Consider the following 15027-nt stretch of genomic DNA (forward strand, 5'->3'; position numbering starts at 1 on the left):
CAACCACCTTACGGAAGCTCGATTTGTTTATTTTCCTTTGATTCCTTATACAATACGATCGTATTTCCGATCGTCTGCACCAATTGTGAGCGGCTGCCTTTCACAAGGGCTTCTGCGACATCATTTTTATCGTCTTCGCAGTTTTGAAGCACGCTGACTTTAATTAGCTCTCTTGCTTCTAAAGCCTCGGCAATCTGTTTCACCATGTTTTCGTTGACTCCGCCTTTTCCCACTTGAAAAATAGGCGTTAAATGATGCGCTTTTGAACGCAAAAACCGTTTTTGTTTTCCTGTTAACATTGTGTTCCTCCTAGTTTTCCTTCAACAATTGCTCTCATTAAGCCGCTGTCAGGCTCTTGTTCCGTCCACAGCTTGAAAGACAGTGCGGCTTGTTCCACAAACATGCCGACACCGTCAAGGGTTGTTAAACCTCTTTTTTCAGCTTCTTTTAAGAACGCCGTTTGAATCGGGTTGTATACGATATCACAAACGATGGCGCCCGTTTTGGCCCGTTCCAATGAGAGCGGCACGGCATCCGTTTTCGGATACATGCCGACAGATGTTGTATGAATAATGACGTCATATTGTTCAAGCTGATTTTCAGCTTCTTTTAAAGTAAGGGCGCGTTTCTGCTGAAAAGAGGGAGCAGCCACAATCAGATTTTCTGCTTTTTCCGGCGTGCGGTTGCAAACGTCAAATTGTTTCGGCTCTCCGCGGACGATCGTCGTAAAAATCGCTCTTGCCGCTCCTCCCGCCCCAATCATAAGGATGGAGAGCTCTGATATCGGTTTGTCCAATACTTTGACTAAGGATTTATAAAACCCATCTCCGTCAGTATTATACCCGATGAGCCTGTCTCCCTCTCTTTTGACGGTATTTACGGCCCCGAGTACTTTCGCGCTTTCATGTATTTCATCCAGATGCTCCATGATCGCGACTTTATGCGGGACTGTGACGTTCACTCCGCAGATGCCAAGCGCCTTGATTCCGTTAACGGCGTCCTTGAGATGATGAGGTTCCACCTGAAACGCAAAATACTGCCCGTTGATGTTCTTATCTAGCAAAGCCGCGTTATGAATATCGGGTGACATTGAATGCCCGATCGGATTTCCGATTACTCCGTACAATTGTTTCATGCTCCCTCTCCCCTTCTCTCTATATTAATGAACGGCGGACAAATACGTGTACGCCTTTCGGAGCGTATGCCGTTATTTTTTTATCTGCTTGCTGCACCGTGACCCAGCCGAGACCGGAAAAAACGATATCCGTCTTTCCTTCTTTAATCGAAAACGTATGGGGTGTAAGCTCCGGAAATTCATCCAAATGATCTTTTCCGGGCGGGGTAAGCAGTTCTCCCGCATGCTTTTCGTATAAGGCATCAGCATTTTCAAGCTTTGTTCTGTGAATCATCAATTCATTCGGCATATAGCAGACAAACGCCGTTTTATCGCCTGATACATAGTCAAACCGGGCAAGCCCGCCGAAATAAAGCGTTTGTTTTTCATTCAGTTGAAAAGTGCGCGGCTTCAGTTCTTTTTTCGGTGTCAGCACCTTTAAGTCACGCTTGTCCACGTAATGCGCCATCTGGTGATGGTTAATGATTCCCGGCGTATCATAAAGCGCAGATCCGTCATCGAGCGGGATTTCAATCGCGTCAAGCGTCGTGCCCGGAAATTGAGAGGTGGTAATAATATTCTCTTCCCCTGAGACCTCTTTAATAATCCGGTTGATAAATGTGGATTTGCCGACATTGGTACAGCCCACCACATACACATCGCGCCCTTCGCGGTAATGTTCAATGGCGTCAATGACTTCTTTCATCCCTTGTCCGCGGGAAGCGCTGATTAAAAAGACATCAAGGGGTTTTAAGCCGTATTCTTTCGCTTCGCGTTTCATCCATTGAACGAGCCGTTCCCGTTTTACGGATTTCGGCAGGATATCGGCCTTATTACCGACAAGAATGATCGGATTACCGCCGACAAAGCGGTTCAGCCCGTTTATCCAGCTTCCGTTAAAATCAAAAATATCAACGACTTTGACAATAAGAGAGTCAGTATCGCCGATTGTGTGCAAGATATTTAAAAAGTCATCATCCGTTAATGAAACATCTTGAATTTCATTGTAATTTTTCAGTCTGAAGCAGCGCTGGCAGATGACATTCTCCTTTGTGAGAGATGCCTTTGGCGCGTATCCGAGACCTTGTTTATCCTCGGTCTGGATCGTTACTCCGCAGCCGATGCAAACAACCTTTTCCATTTCTAATCCTCCCACTGAATATGGCCTTTACGTTTCAAAGAACTCAATATTCTCCGTTCAATCCGGCGGTTAAAGCGCGTCATGACTCCGTCAGAGGAAGCGACAGGCACGACGAGGATCGTATGATACCCGTTTCTGTTTCCGCCGAGAACATCAGTAAGCAGCTGATCGCCGATGACCACACAGTCTTCTTTTTTCAGATCCATGCTGCTGACGGCTCTTTTAAAGGCGCGCCCCATCGGCTTTCTTGCCTTATAAATAAACGGTATGCCAAGCGGCTCCGAGAATAATTTCACTCTTCGTTCATTATTATTGGAGACGATCGTGACTTTAATGCCGTGCTCCTTCATTTCTTCAAACCACTCGATTAATCGAGGTGTCGCACTCGGTCTGTCCCACTCCACAAGCGTGTTGTCAAGGTCTGTAATAATCCCTTTCACATTGCGTTCTTTGAGCTTTTCCGGTGTGATATGAAATATATTTTTCACAAATTCGTCAGGTAAAAAAAACTTTTTTAACAAAACCCGCACCCTTCCTTTTCTTTCTATCATCTATATGTCGAAACCTGTCAGATTTAAAAACAAAGTCGGACTCAGTAAAAAAATTTCGACAAAAATTGGGTTTCTTCACCAGTTGTGGATAAAATTACACACATTATCCACTCTTATTACATCCGGATTTATCCAGATTATAAACAAGATACTAACAAGTTATCCACTTACGAGTGTGGATAACAGAACGATTGTTCTTATTTGTATTTCATGGTAGATTAAAGATAACCTCACCATGATTGAAACGCAACCTTCCATCATATGCTTGCGTCTGATGATTGATTACAATTGTAAGGAGGTGCCACTCCCATTAATTGGGTCCCCGGCATGAGAAAGCTTTCTGATGAATTACTAATAGAATCTTATTTCAAAGCCAATGAAATGAATTTGAGCCGTGAATTTATCGAGTTAATTGAAAACGAAATCAAAAGAAGATCGCTCGGACACATTATTTCCGTTTCTTCTTAAACAGAAAAAAGTTCCCGGGCGAATTTCCTTTTTTTACTCAGATGACTGATATTATATCACTTCGGTTATGCGCATTACTACCACTTTCAACAAAAAACACCCCTAAAATAGAGGTGTTTAAGAGGACGGCTGCTATATATTGAACCAATACAGACCGCCCAGGACGAGAATGACGACGAGCAGCACAACAAAAAATGCGTACCAGTACCCCGCATTCACCCGAGGAGGCGGGCATACAGGATATTGCGGAGGGAAACCGCGGTTCATAGCAATCGCCTCCAAAGAGATGTTTTTCTACAGGCTATGAAGCAGAAGCAAAACGGTTTAGGCAGCTGACGGCGTCAGCGTTCCAAAACCCGCCCATTTTTTATGCCTTCAATTAAGATTCTGGCGCCTTTTGGCGTCATATGATTTCCGGAGGGATCTATCAGTCCGGATTGGATCAGCGCCCGGTCTGTATCTTTGCCGCCGTCCGCGCGTATAAAGTGTTTCCAGTTATCCACCAGCGGCACTTTCAACTCAGCTGCAACCTGCCTCGTAACGCCGTTATAGGAATTATGCCATTTTCTCGCGCCGCCTTTTTCTTTAAAGGCTGAGGCTTTATATCTCGAATAGTAATAGAGATGATGCGTTCCGTTTCCTTCTATAACCGGGATGCACGTCATTAAAATCGGCTTTATGCCGTGATTTCTGCTTTCGTTTATGAAATAAGTCAGGTTTTCTTTAAACCGTTTCTTTGATACCCGCGGCTGATCGCCCGTCAAAATGCCCGCATCATTTGTTCCGAACATGATAAATAAATATTGGGGCTTACGGTCCAGCACGTCGCTTTGAAAGCGCAGGCGCGCATCCTCAGTCGTCTGGCCGCCTATTCCCGCATTTATAACCGTAAGACGGCCGCGTTCCGCTGTTTTTAAAATGTTTACCCACTGCTGCGCCTTCGGATAATCACGATAATCCCAGTTGGAACCGCGCGTATTGCTGTCGCCGAACGCGACAACACTTTTTTCTTTGCCCGCGGCGCATCCTGATAACAGACAGATTATCGTAATAAAAAGAACAGCAAACTTCATTTTCTCTCCCCCCAAACCTTACCTCCTATGGTACACATCTCTTTGGCGGCTTTCAACGCGGCGCTCTCTTTACTGGATATGAAAAGGGCCGGAATCCTGTCCGATCAAATCCGAAACCTTAACAAACGTGTAGCCCTGCTTTTTCAGCTTGGGAATGATTTCTTTCAAAGCCTCAACCGTCTGGCGCCGGTTTCCTCCGCCGTCATGCAGAAGAACGATATCTCCATCTCTGGCATGTGAAACAACGTGCCTGACGATTTTTCCTTTCCCTGGCCTTTTCCAGTCCCTCGGATCTTGGTTCCATGACCACATGATGATATGATAGCCCTCTTTTAAGATGCTTTTGAAAGCCGTATGATTCAGCGACCCTCCCGGCGGGCGGAATAACTTGTCCCCTTCCGGCTGCAGCGATGTGATATGATGCGCGGAGCTGTGAAGCTCTTGTAAAATGTCTTTGCGTTTCAGTCGGTGAAAATAAACATGGTTCATCGTATGGTTGCCGATTTCATGCCCTTCTTCAACGATGCGTTTTGCCGTTATGGGGTATTTGTCTATACGGCTCCCGACACAAAAAAAGGTTGCTTTAACATTGTGCTGTTTCAGCACGTCTAACACAGCCTCCGTATAGACAGGATGGGGGCCGTCATCGAAGGTTAAAGATAGTTTCTTTTTTTCAGACCTTATATCCCAGTACACGTTTCCCGTCTTCTCCATGTCACTTCTTTTTAAAGATTTCGCATCGGCGGACACGGCAGTGAGACTCGTGAGGACGCATATCATGATGATCAGATGAAAGCATCTCAACGTTTACACCTCCAGTAAACACTACTGTTAACGTGTCCCCTTTTATAAAAATCATTCTCTGCATCAAATGATGCACATCACCCGCTTCCCGCTTGTTTTTGTCCAAACCCGGGTGCCAGCCGTTTCTCATCAAACGGCAAATGCTGATAAATCAAATACGCTTATCGGACAGCTTATTTTAATAGAAGGAGATAGATTTGTGCTGTATACTAATTGACAAGAGGTGAACGTGCAGATGATAAAAAAGGGATTCAGTCTTGCCGTCATCATTGCTGTCGTGATGATCGGCTTTTTGCAAAAAGACGTCTGGCTCAGCATGATTCGCGCGGGCGGCATGTACGCCGTGCTTATGAGTATCCTTCTGGTCGCAGCTGACGTATTTTTTCCGATTGTTCCATTCGCCATTATCGCGGCCTTAAACGGAGCGGTTTTCGGGATTGTAAACGGGGTGTGGATTACATTGTCAGGCGCGATGCTCGGAACAATGGCATTGTTTTTTCTCGTCCGGTACGGATTCAGAGACTGGGCCAGAAAAAAGCTGCTGGCTTACCCGGCAGCGGCCCAATATGAAGATTCATTTCATCAGCACGCGTTTACGGCGGTGCTTTTCGGGCGGCTGATTCCGATTATACCGTCGCTTGCCATGAATACCGTCTGCGGGCTGAGTAACATCCGATGGCCAATCTTTTTTTCTGCGTCGGTGCTCGGCAAAATTCCGAACATTGTGATCGTGACGGTCGCAGGCGCTTCATTTACAAGCAACAAACTGCTGTCTTTCGGGATTTACGGAATGTATATGCTCGTCTTAATGGCGGTCATTTATAAGAAGTTTCCCGGCCTTTTAAAAACAACGAAAAAATGAAGCGCGTACCGCTCCCTATTCCGGCGGTACGGCTCCTCTCATTCTGAGAACTTTTCCGTTACATTCTGAACCGATCACTTCCATGTTTTTCTTTCTGTAAAATGACAGAGCCGCTTCATTGCCCGGCGAAACTCTCAGGTGATATTCCGAAACACCGTTCGCTCTGAAAAACTGATTCGCGTATTGATACAGTTTTGTTCCGCACCCCCTTCCCCTCTGCTGCTCAGTCATATAGTAAAGGTGCATATAACCGGTTTTTTGGCTGCGGTAAAATTTGATGGAAGCTTCAAGCTGTCCGATCGGCTGCCCGTTATGAAGAAGCAGCTTAAAATTGTCGGGTGAGTATTTGATTTGGGATGACAGCCACCTGAGATATTCCATCCTTATTAAAATGATCCGCCGTGCCAAAGCTGACGAAAAACGAATCCTCACGAAATGAAACGGCCGTCTCTTTATGTTTGTTTACATTGATCCGCTTGAAATACATCGGGAGTCCTCCTTTTTGAGGCCGCAAATAAGAACGACCATAAAACGGCTGCCAACGCCAGCATAACAGCAGCCCCTGCGATGACGATGCCGCGGACGGAAGAACTGACAGCCGCCGCTCCGAAAACCGCCGTTACCACTATAATGAAGACGGCTTCGACTAATGAATAAAAGCTCCCCACTCTCCCCATGATGTCCACCGGAACATTCTTTTGATAAAACGTCAGAAAGCCTGTATTGGCAAACGCCAGAAAAAAAGCGAGAAGGAAAAATCCGAAAGCAGCCGTCCAAAAAACGTCAGAAAACGCATAAATCATATATCCGGCCGCTGTGAATAAAGAGCCCATTCCCATCAATAAAGAAGCCGGCATTTTTTTATTAAAGAACACATTGACAAGCGCCCCCGCAATAATGCCTGCCCCTGAGACACTGACGAGAAAACCGTAATCGGCATCAGTCAGCTGAAGAACCTCTTTTGCAAAAGCGGCTTCAAGCGAATCAAGCGCGGATGGCATAACGGTCATGACCAGACTGAATAAAAAATAAATGATCATGACGTTTCGCGCCGTGCGGCTGAAGCGATAGACGAGCTTCCAATCTTCTTTGTACACTGCCAAAGAAAGCTTCTGTGCGGGAGAATGTACGTGGGGCTCATTTTCAAGGTTCGGCAGCATCATCGTAATGAAACCGGACAGCACTAAAGCCGCCGCATTCACCCAAATCGCAAAAATCGGCGTGCCGGCGATAAAAAGCAGCCCGGCCGCAGCCGGCCCGAGGAGAAAAGCCCCTGATTCCGACAAAGCCCTTAGTGAATTGAATCGTTTTCTCCTTTCAGCCGGAATAAGCATCGTCACATACGCCATGGAACACGGACGAAACATCGCATTGGCCATTTGAATCAAAAACACGATACAATAAATGGAAAATAAAGACCGTACAGTAAACATCAGCGGCAGAACGGCAATGAATGCAGCCCTGATGAAATCAAGCGACATCATCATATTTCGTTTGTTACACCGGTCGATGATGCTGCCCGCCCACCCATTTGTCATCAAAACAGCCGCAGGCCTGATTAAATAAAGGATGGAAACCGCAAAAGCAGACCCCGTTTCTTTTAAGACAATAAGATTAAGAGACAAAAAATAGATCCATTCACCAATATTTGCTATCCCGATTCCGGTTAACAGAAGCATCGGGTACCGCCAAGACTTCAGGTTTTTCATCTTATCCCTCCCTTAAAAATAAAAAACGCCCTCAAGACAATAAAGTCTTGAGGACGGGAAACAGCCCGCTATGCCACCTCAATTCGGTTTGGTGCCGGCCTAAGCCGGGTACAAAGCTTACTCGGTAACAGGAGTATCCGCCGCATCATCCTCGTGTTTCATGATTCCGATGCGAAGCTAAGAGGTTTGTTTCAACACATCCATTCATACTCCTTCACAGCTCCCGGAGCTCTCTGTCATGAATGATATCTGTCTACTCGTCTCTTCAGCGCTTTTCGTTATATTCTTTTCACCCTTACTTTTTTTAACAATATACAGGCTCAATCAGCAAAAATCAAGAGGCTGTAAGAAATAAAACCTGCCTTTGATTAATTTCCCTGTACAGACACAAACAGCCTGACTGCCACATACAGTTACATATAGGCTTTTGCCTACATAACTTTGTGGAGGTGAGGACGGTGACAGGTGTTTTTGCAGCGCTCGGGTTTATTGTGAAAGAACTTGTGTTTTTAGTATCATACGTGAAAAATAATGCCTTTCCACAACCGCTCTCAAATAATGAGGAGAAAAAATACTTAGACCTTATGGCTGAAGGAGATGAACACGCCCGCAACATGCTGATCGAACATAATCTCCGTTTAGTCGCCCATATTGTGAAAAAATTCGAAAACACGGGAGAGGACGCAGAAGATCTGATCTCCATCGGTACAATCGGGCTGATTAAAGGAATTGAAAGCTACTCAGCCGGAAAAGGCACGAAGCTTGCCACATATGCCGCACGATGTATCGAAAATGAGATTTTAATGCATCTGCGCGCATTGAAAAAAACGAAAAAAGACGTCTCCCTTCATGATCCGATCGGCCAGGATAAAGAAGGGAATGAAATAAGCCTGATCGATGTCCTCAAGTCGGAAAGCGAAGATGTGATCGACACCATTCAGCTCAACATGGAACTTGAAAAGGTCAAAAAATATATCGATATTTTAGACGACCGCGAAAAAGAAGTCATCGTCGGCCGCTTCGGGCTTGATTTAAAAAAAGAAAAAACGCAGCGCGAGATCGCAAAGGAGCTCGGCATTTCAAGGAGTTATGTGTCGCGGATTGAAAAACGCGCATTGATGAAGATGTTTCATGAGTTTTATCGGGCGGAGAAGGAGAAGCGGAAGAAGAAGGGAAAGTGAGCGAAAAGCCGGATCTGACATCCCGGCTTTTCCTATTTTATCTTTTTCAATCATGACTATAAACAGAATATGCGTAGCGCTCAGTATGAAGGGATAAATATACAAACTGTTTAATCGCGTCAAGGCCTGTGATGAATTCATTTGTCATACGGCCATTTTCAAAATCAATTTTGTAGGTTTGGAGGGCTCTATAACTTCGCTGTCATCTTCAATATCATCAATTCAATTTCTGAGGAAAGGGGCATGATAAGATCACTCCTATAACGTTCCTCCATTTATTGATTGAATGAACCATAATAAAAACCGCTCCTAAAGAGCGGTTTTAAAATATAAGAAATAATCATTCTAAGAAGAAATCGAAAGGGATTTATTTACTGCTTTTTGAGCATGGATTAAAGTCGTATCAAATAATGGCACCTCTGAATCCTCTACCTTTACTAATAGTCCAATTTCAGTGCATCCAAGAATGATTCCTTCTGCTCCTCTATCCACCAAATTATTTATGATCTTCTTATAAATGTTTTTGGAAGACTGTTTAATTTCACCCAGACACAGTTCTTGATAAATAATATTATTTATCAATTCTCTTTCATCATCATCAGGAACAATGACATTAATATCATGAGACGCAATACGTGATTTATAAAAATCTTGTTCCATCGTATATTTAGTACCTAGCAATCCTACTGAGCGAATGTCTTGTCTAATAATTTGTTCTGCAGTTGCATCGGCAATATGCAAAATAGGTATAGTGATCATTTCTTGGATATATCCAAGAACTTTATGCATAGTATTTGTACATATTACAATAAAATCTGCACCTGCTTTTTCTAATGATCTTGCAACTTGACCTAAAGCTTCACCTGCTTTATCCCAAGCTCCTATGGATTGATAATGTTCAATTTCCTTAAAATCAACACTGTATAAAAGGCATTTTGCCGAGTGAAGCCCTCCTAACTTCTTTTTTATTTCTTCATTGATAATTCGATAATACTCAGCTGAAGATTCCCAACTCATTCCGCCAATAAGACCAATAGTTTTCATAACCCACCTCGGATGAAATTTTCAAAATATTATAGTTATTCTATAGCATAGATTAGGTCTTTACAATTATTTATTTTTTCAGGATTATTATCATAAATTTTATCGAGAATAAAAAATGATTGCCCGCCCTTTAAGGAGACAACCATCAAATTCCCACCCATTTTCAGTCCTTCATCTTCTCCAGAGCGCCACCGTTTAGGAATAATAATCAAATCAGCAGGTATTATTAATTTGTCATTTCCATTATGCCTTATTTCAATAGATGAAACGGAAATCACTTCAGCCGGCATAATATCCACCGGTGACTCAGAATCAATAAAGTCAGAATATAGAAAAAGAGATGTGACAGTTATGAAAATCATTTTTCTCATTCGTTACTGCATTTTGGTATCAAATGATTTGACTTATAAGTCCTTAACTTGGTCCTCTCTCAAACGATTCAACGCGGGACGCTCTAAAAAGCTCCTCAGAAAATCCTTCACAGGCATACCTCAGTCCCTGCTTTCTATATGCAGAAGATGCGCTCGCCCAGCTCGAAGAAGCCAAACAGCACATTGCCCATTTGGAACAAAAAACCGCCCTATATCAAGCCATTCTGGAGCACCGCTCTTTTGATACAGCCAATCCCGCCAACTGGGAAAAAATACAGCATATGCATAGTGACGTATTTTACTCGCCCACTGTCCGGTAGGTGTGAAAGATATTTATGAGCACATCAATGGCTCTTAAACTCCTAAATTGGAATCCATATTGAGTATGCTAAGTTTGATGACATATTATGAGCGATTAAATTTGTTTATACGGCTATAGGGCTGCAAGTCCTTAATTTTTTTCTTAAGGTTACTTTCTATTAATTAGAAATTGATAGAAGTCGCATCTGTATGCGACTTCTTGTTCGATGTTATTTTCAAGTGTGTCAGTTGTTTCCACGATTTAATGGTGTTCACTGACACTCCGTACTTCTCGGCAAGGTCCTTGCATTTCATACCTTTAAGGTAGTCTTTATGCGCTTGAATGTTCTTTTCTGCCATCTACATCCACCGCTGCCTCCTTTGAATTGAGTTGTTTTGGAAGCTAATTTCTAAAACAACTCAATTCATTACGTTGACTAAATTGCATATTCTGAGTATTAAAAAGTACAAAAAAAGATACCCTTTGAGGTATCTAGTTTATAAAGTACTAAAAGAAGCCATTGACATAAAAATAGAGTTTAAGTGTCTATTGTCCTTATTTAGATCAACAACTTCTTCGAGGCACTGCTCATAAAATTTAGTTCCAATTCCGGTTAACTTCCTTATTACGTGTTCATTCATTTCATGTTTCAACATATTTACCACGGAGTATTTTATTAGACCATTTAAATCACTTCTATCTATACTATTCTTTAAGAAGTTAGCCGTATCAGCTGTAATCTTTTTTAATTGCTCTCCCTCAAATTCAATAAGTAAAAAATCGTTATCTTTTTTAAAAGTAAGTTCATTTGCTAATTTTAAATATTTTTCAAATTGATCTCTGAAATTATTAGGTAAAGGCACAGAATAATCATTTATCTTTAAATTGTTATATTTAAGGTCTAGATTATTTTTTTTCAAGTTGCAAATTATTTCATAGCGTACCCCAGTTAATATTATCAATTTAATGATTATTGCTGATCTAAATTTATTAAAATATCTTTTCTCTTCAAAGGCATTTATATATATATCATCTGAATTTAATGTTTCATCACATTGCTTAATGAGATCATTAACCTCTTCTTCAAGTAATGTATTAAAACCGCTACTGTCTTTTAATATAGAGTTGTTTGAGATAAATTCATTCATTTTATATCTATATGATGAATGATTGCTAGCTGATAAATTTAACTCTCTTTCAAAGTCGAGGTTCTTGATACAATGTTCAGATTGGAGATACATAAAAAATTTTTTTATAACAACACTATACATATAAGCAGTTTCTTTTTTTAAAATTTTTTTCTTGCTCTGTGATCGATTTTCAATATTGAATTTTAAAGAATCAATTATCCTTTCTGTTCTAACACCTTGGAGAAAATCTATAATTGTATCATCAGTGACCTTTAAATGTCTCAGATAATCTTTAAAAGCCTTCAAATGAGTGAAATATGTATAAGGTACACTTTCAAGAAAAGACTCAAATATTTGTTCCATTTTACTCATCTCCCATCTTATTATCGACGAAAAACAATAATAATGGAACCATTTGCAAAATTTGTCGACAAAAAAGCACCCTACAGGATGCTTTATTTTCTGCTCTTGATGTAATCTTCCTTACTGATACCTAAAAGCTCCGCAGAATGCTCATCAGCTGAATGTTCTAAATGGTGCATTTGGTATTTAACGAATTCTTCTGTAAATACCTTTTTGCCGATGAGAATATCAATAAGAGCTTCTATTGTACATTGACGGTTTACCGATCCGCATGCTAACTATTCTAACAAATGTTGTTGATTAACATTAATTGTTCTTGTCATGCTTTCACCTCCTACCTTAATATCGGCAAGAGATTATGACAAAGAACATTGTGCAGAATTTGTCGAACGATTATGCATTACACAGATCCTTTTTTATATTAAAATTATTTCAAGCTTTAGTAAGCTAGGTGGGCGCGGCTCTCACGGTTAATCCGACCAAGTCGAAATCCTTACTCGCCTAGAGGGGGGTGTGGTTATGGAAATCCACATCAAAATTTCCCGAGAGTTTGCAGTCGCTATTTTGATTGCAATCGCTCATGCCTTTCTCCGTTAGGAGAAAGGTTATTTCTAACGCGAATGATTCGCATTTGACGCTACAGGTTTTTTCAGATTCAACAAACGCTCAAAGTAGCAACCTGGGTATAAATGGATGATGAACTCATCTTTCATTTTGCGTACAGTTTCCCTTGAAATGCCAAGGTGAAGGCCAATAGCACGGTAACTCACCCCCTCCCTCATGCAATCATAAATAACTTTGTGTTGCTCTCCTTTGGTTTTTCCGGCGCCTAACTCAACTGCATATACTCGTTCCTCATAGTATTTAAGACGTTTGAAAAGACGCTCTTCTCTCATATCCATTTGTCGCAACTCAGCCTGACTCTTCCCAAGACTTCCTTTTGGCATAGCTGCTTCTAATCCATATTGAGCAACACCCTAATTTTTCATAGGAATTGTTGAACCATAAAGTACCCTTTGCAATCGATGAACATCTTTCACCATCCAGTGATAGCTATTGATTAGATTTTAAATGCCTTTTCGATTCATGAATAGGTCCTCCTTTTCCAAATAAAAACGACACTAAACAAACAGCGTAAATAATACTATAAGTTCAGTGTCCACAGGCTCTCCGTCTTGGGCTTAATCTTTTAAATTTAATAATAAATCATTCAAATCGCAAATAAATTTGTAAACAACTTCGTGAAATTCTTTGCAAAATTCCCTATTTAGTATATGTATTCTGTCACGGTCATCAATTTCAATATAATTGTTTTTTCCAATAATTTGAATTAATTCTTTTTGCTTTGTTTCATCTGGTATCATTGTTATTATTCCTGAATTGTGAATATAACAATTTCTAATCTTAGAATAATCAACTATTTTATTCCAAACATTGTTCGAGAATATTTCTGACTCATTAAATTTCTCATTACTTTTATATCTTAATTTAAAATAACTTTTGGCTTTAAAAATCCCTCTATCATACTTAACTTTGTCTAAAATTGCTTTATCTAAACATCTGCTTATAAGGTGGTACTCTATAAAGCTATATATACTCGTGAATACACTACTTCTCACAATTGAAGGATATGTGCTATTGAAGTCATGATATTCATCAATATAATAATCCCAATAATCTTCTTCAATTTCTGGGCTCAATTCTTTTGCTTCATTTTCATACCGCATTTTTGATTTTTCAAATCTGTCTTCAACATCATCCAAATATTCAATAAACTCATTTAAAGGTGACAAAACCCTTAAATAGAAAGCAACACCTGATTCCTTTAAAAACATACTATCCTCCAGCGTTTTTGTTTATTTTACTACAAAACCACTTTAAAGTGCCTTTTTAATAAACTATCATGCATTTTAAACCCTATCTCATGATCAACCCGCGCAAAGCTACCCTTTACAGTTTGAATCACTGTTTCACGGAGCATCTAAAACATGGGCAGTTCCTTGATTCTCATCTAAAACAATGATCTGAACTTTTCTGGGTCAATTTTCTGCTGAATAGTGAAGTCTTTTTTGAATTTCTCTTGGATTGTACACTCAAAGCGCCCCCCTGTGTTATGATAGAAGGACCAGTTCATATCAAGAACACTGAGGCTAAGCGTTTCGGTGTTTTTTATTTTTAGGCAGAAATCTCTTTTATCTTGATCTCCACTCTCAGCTCTGCGCTATAAAACTTGCTTACTTTCAGATCCACAACCTGACTATCATCTTTGTATATCAGATGATTCAAGGCACCTTTTACACCCTTTACATAGTTTTCAATATCAGGCTTCGTTTTTCCGGTTCGTCTTTGTTAGAAGGCTCGGAATCGATAATTTCTGAACTGTCTGCTTCATTAATAACTGCTTTTTAGAAAGAATCCCCACTTGCTCAAAACTGCTTTTCATACAGGCTTAAGAGCCATCGCATCCCAGTCATTTTTCCATCCAACATCAGACTTACTGAATTTCTTTTTGTGCTTTTCTACTTGTGCCTTTGTCCAGTACACAGTTTTTCGGAAGCCATTTATCAATTCAAAATAAGCTGCATAACCAATTACCGCATCTGATTCTCGTTTTTCAAAATCAATCTCGATCTCCTCAGTCAGCGGATTCCACTTCTGCAATTCGCTTTCATGAATCGGTATGAAATTGATGGACTTATATTGGCCTGTTCGCAAGGCAAGCTGTATGTACCCTTTGTAGCCAAGCTGGAATTGAGCCTTTCCTTATAAGGAACTATCCAGGCATACCCTAAGTTTTTATGTATAGGCAGGTCGAGTGTAGCTGCCACAGGAGCGCTTTTCATACATACTAATAATAAAAATAAAACCTAGTTAAAACTTTACAAGACAATCTGAATTGACTATAGTCTAATTAG

General features: G+C 40.9%; 15 protein-coding genes, 8 pseudogenes and 1 other annotated feature. Of the genes and pseudogenes, 4 read left to right on the forward strand and 19 right to left on the reverse strand.

The window, feature by feature from the left end; translation table 11 throughout:
* Positions 1 to 8: 8 nt before the first annotated feature.
* The 4 genes from yhbY to NYE42_RS13255 are packed head-to-tail and all read right to left on the reverse strand — an operon-like array spanning position 9 to position 2776.
* Positions 9 to 299, reverse strand: coding sequence for a ribosome assembly RNA-binding protein YhbY (yhbY, locus tag NYE42_RS13240; protein ID WP_003152858.1), 291 nt, complete (start codon positions 297 to 299; stop codon positions 9 to 11).
* On the reverse strand, positions 293 to 1135 hold the full coding sequence (gene aroE / locus NYE42_RS13245) for a shikimate dehydrogenase (protein WP_352426508.1): 843 nt from the start codon (positions 1133 to 1135) through the stop codon (positions 293 to 295). Before aroE ends, yhbY begins: the two co-directional genes overlap by 7 nt.
* A gap of 19 nt (positions 1136 to 1154) precedes the next feature.
* Complete coding sequence (gene yqeH / locus NYE42_RS13250; protein ID WP_033574151.1) at positions 1155 to 2255, reverse strand: ribosome biogenesis GTPase YqeH; 1101 nt, start codon at positions 2253 to 2255, stop codon at positions 1155 to 1157.
* 2 nt (positions 2256 to 2257) lie between these two features.
* Positions 2258 to 2776: a YqeG family HAD IIIA-type phosphatase gene (locus tag NYE42_RS13255; RefSeq protein WP_007408254.1), complete on the reverse strand. Its 519-nt coding sequence runs from the start codon at positions 2774 to 2776 to the stop codon at positions 2258 to 2260.
* 357 nt (positions 2777 to 3133) lie between these two features.
* Between NYE42_RS13255 and NYE42_RS13260 the strand changes: the two genes are divergently transcribed.
* Positions 3134 to 3274, forward strand: a complete 141-nt coding sequence (locus tag NYE42_RS13260; RefSeq protein ID WP_003152850.1) for a sporulation histidine kinase inhibitor Sda — start codon at positions 3134 to 3136, stop codon at positions 3272 to 3274.
* 132 nt (positions 3275 to 3406) lie between these two features.
* Here NYE42_RS13260 and NYE42_RS13265 read toward each other — a convergent pair whose 3' ends face one another.
* The 3 genes from NYE42_RS13265 to NYE42_RS13275 all read right to left on the reverse strand — a co-directional run bounded on the left by NYE42_RS13265 (position 3407) and on the right by NYE42_RS13275 (position 5151).
* On the reverse strand, positions 3407 to 3541 hold the full coding sequence (locus tag NYE42_RS13265) for a hypothetical protein (RefSeq protein ID WP_003152848.1): 135 nt from the start codon (positions 3539 to 3541) through the stop codon (positions 3407 to 3409).
* Between the two features lie 74 nt (positions 3542 to 3615).
* A complete protein-coding gene (locus tag NYE42_RS13270) occupies positions 3616 to 4347 on the reverse strand; it encodes an SGNH/GDSL hydrolase family protein (protein ID WP_007408253.1) in 732 nt (243 codons plus the stop codon).
* Positions 4348 to 4416: 69 nt separating this feature from the next.
* Positions 4417 to 5151 (reverse strand): polysaccharide deacetylase family protein, encoded by a 735-nt coding sequence (locus tag NYE42_RS13275; protein WP_007612700.1) that lies wholly within the window; start codon positions 5149 to 5151, stop codon positions 4417 to 4419.
* Positions 5152 to 5386: 235 nt separating this feature from the next.
* Here NYE42_RS13275 and NYE42_RS13280 point away from each other — a divergent pair, with 235 nt between their 5' ends.
* A complete protein-coding gene (locus NYE42_RS13280) occupies positions 5387 to 6013 on the forward strand; it encodes a TVP38/TMEM64 family protein (RefSeq protein ID WP_007408251.1) in 627 nt (208 codons plus the stop codon).
* A 15-nt stretch (positions 6014 to 6028) separates the two neighbouring features.
* Here the strand turns inward: NYE42_RS13280 and NYE42_RS13285 are convergent, their stop codons facing one another.
* The gene (locus tag NYE42_RS13285; protein WP_251257461.1) at positions 6029 to 6394 is read right to left on the reverse strand and encodes a GNAT family N-acetyltransferase; all 366 of its coding nucleotides are present in this window, start codon (positions 6392 to 6394) and stop codon (positions 6029 to 6031) included.
* Between the two features lie 71 nt (positions 6395 to 6465).
* Positions 6466 to 7722: an MFS transporter gene (locus NYE42_RS13290; protein WP_144663965.1), complete on the reverse strand. Its 1257-nt coding sequence runs from the start codon at positions 7720 to 7722 to the stop codon at positions 6466 to 6468.
* Between the two features lie 46 nt (positions 7723 to 7768).
* Positions 7769 to 8000, reverse strand: a binding site (T-box leader).
* A 180-nt stretch (positions 8001 to 8180) separates the two neighbouring features.
* On the opposite strand from NYE42_RS13290, the gene sigK reads away from it, so the two are divergent.
* Positions 8181 to 8903 carry an RNA polymerase sporulation sigma factor SigK gene (gene sigK, locus NYE42_RS13295; protein ID WP_007408248.1) on the forward strand — a complete coding sequence of 241 codons (723 nt, stop codon included), beginning with the start codon at positions 8181 to 8183 and terminating at the stop codon, positions 8901 to 8903.
* A 49-nt stretch (positions 8904 to 8952) separates the two neighbouring features.
* Here sigK and NYE42_RS13300 read toward each other — a convergent pair.
* The 3 genes and pseudogenes from NYE42_RS13300 to NYE42_RS13310 all read right to left on the reverse strand — a co-directional run.
* Positions 8953 to 9148 (reverse strand): annotated as a pseudogene (locus tag NYE42_RS13300) (DUF2634 domain-containing protein); the annotation flags it as partial.
* Between the two features lie 100 nt (positions 9149 to 9248).
* Positions 9249 to 9947: an amino acid racemase gene (locus NYE42_RS13305; protein WP_020955347.1), complete on the reverse strand. Its 699-nt coding sequence runs from the start codon at positions 9945 to 9947 to the stop codon at positions 9249 to 9251.
* 95 nt (positions 9948 to 10042) lie between these two features.
* Positions 10043 to 10309 (reverse strand): annotated as a pseudogene (locus NYE42_RS13310) (phage portal protein); the annotation flags it as partial.
* Between the two features lie 152 nt (positions 10310 to 10461).
* Between NYE42_RS13310 and NYE42_RS13315 the strand changes: the two are divergent.
* Positions 10462 to 10638: pseudogene (locus tag NYE42_RS13315) on the forward strand (MerR family transcriptional regulator); the annotation flags it as partial.
* 229 nt (positions 10639 to 10867) lie between these two features.
* Here the strand turns inward: NYE42_RS13315 and NYE42_RS13320 are convergent.
* From NYE42_RS13320 to NYE42_RS13350, 7 genes and pseudogenes are all read right to left on the reverse strand, one after another.
* Positions 10868 to 10978 (reverse strand): annotated as a pseudogene (locus tag NYE42_RS13320) (phage terminase small subunit-related protein); the annotation flags it as partial.
* A 138-nt stretch (positions 10979 to 11116) separates the two neighbouring features.
* On the reverse strand, positions 11117 to 12112 hold the full coding sequence (locus NYE42_RS13325; RefSeq protein ID WP_168985065.1) for a tyrosine-type recombinase/integrase: 996 nt from the start codon (positions 12110 to 12112) through the stop codon (positions 11117 to 11119).
* Positions 12113 to 12723: 611 nt separating this feature from the next.
* Positions 12724 to 13155: pseudogene (locus NYE42_RS13330) on the reverse strand (sigma-70 family RNA polymerase sigma factor).
* A gap of 138 nt (positions 13156 to 13293) precedes the next feature.
* On the reverse strand, positions 13294 to 13947 hold the full coding sequence (locus NYE42_RS13335; RefSeq protein WP_352426509.1) for a hypothetical protein: 654 nt from the start codon (positions 13945 to 13947) through the stop codon (positions 13294 to 13296).
* A 29-nt stretch (positions 13948 to 13976) separates the two neighbouring features.
* Positions 13977 to 14205: pseudogene (locus NYE42_RS13340) on the reverse strand (XtrA/YqaO family protein).
* An 82-nt stretch (positions 14206 to 14287) separates the two neighbouring features.
* A pseudogene (locus tag NYE42_RS13345) lies at positions 14288 to 14443 on the reverse strand (RusA family crossover junction endodeoxyribonuclease); the annotation flags it as partial.
* Positions 14416 to 14949: pseudogene (locus NYE42_RS13350) on the reverse strand (recombinase RecT); the annotation flags it as partial. The pseudogenes NYE42_RS13350 and NYE42_RS13345, both read right to left, overlap by 28 nt.
* Positions 14950 to 15027: the final 78 nt, after the last annotated feature.

The sequence above is a fragment of the Bacillus sp. FSL K6-2865 genome (assembly GCF_040311405.1).
Classification (GTDB): Bacteria; Bacillota; Bacilli; order Bacillales; family Bacillaceae; genus Bacillus; species Bacillus velezensis.

Bases quoted from the DNA above. Each gene is read 5' to 3' on its own strand.
- yhbY (WP_003152858.1), bottom strand. From the start codon at position 299: ATGTTAACAGGAAAACAAAAACGGTTTTTGCGTTCAAAAGCGCATCAT.
- aroE (WP_352426508.1), bottom strand. From the start codon at position 1,135: ATGAAACAATTGTACGGAGTAATCGGAAATCCGATCGGGCATTCAATG.
- yqeH (WP_033574151.1), bottom strand. From the start codon at position 2,255: ATGGAAAAGGTTGTTTGCATCGGCTGCGGAGTAACGATCCAGACCGAG.
- NYE42_RS13260 (WP_003152850.1), top strand. From the start codon at position 3,134: ATGAGAAAGCTTTCTGATGAATTACTAATAGAATCTTATTTCAAAGCC.
- NYE42_RS13265 (WP_003152848.1), bottom strand. From the start codon at position 3,541: ATGAACCGCGGTTTCCCTCCGCAATATCCTGTATGCCCGCCTCCTCGG.
- NYE42_RS13270 (WP_007408253.1), bottom strand. From the start codon at position 4,347: ATGAAGTTTGCTGTTCTTTTTATTACGATAATCTGTCTGTTATCAGGA.
- NYE42_RS13280 (WP_007408251.1), top strand. From the start codon at position 5,387: ATGATAAAAAAGGGATTCAGTCTTGCCGTCATCATTGCTGTCGTGATG.
- NYE42_RS13285 (WP_251257461.1), bottom strand. From the start codon at position 6,394: ATGGAATATCTCAGGTGGCTGTCATCCCAAATCAAATACTCACCCGAC.
- NYE42_RS13290 (WP_144663965.1), bottom strand. From the start codon at position 7,722: ATGAAAAACCTGAAGTCTTGGCGGTACCCGATGCTTCTGTTAACCGGA.
- NYE42_RS13305 (WP_020955347.1), bottom strand. From the start codon at position 9,947: ATGAAAACTATTGGTCTTATTGGCGGAATGAGTTGGGAATCTTCAGCT.
- NYE42_RS13325 (WP_168985065.1), bottom strand. From the start codon at position 12,112: ATGGAACAAATATTTGAGTCTTTTCTTGAAAGTGTACCTTATACATAT.
- NYE42_RS13335 (WP_352426509.1), bottom strand. From the start codon at position 13,947: ATGTTTTTAAAGGAATCAGGTGTTGCTTTCTATTTAAGGGTTTTGTCA.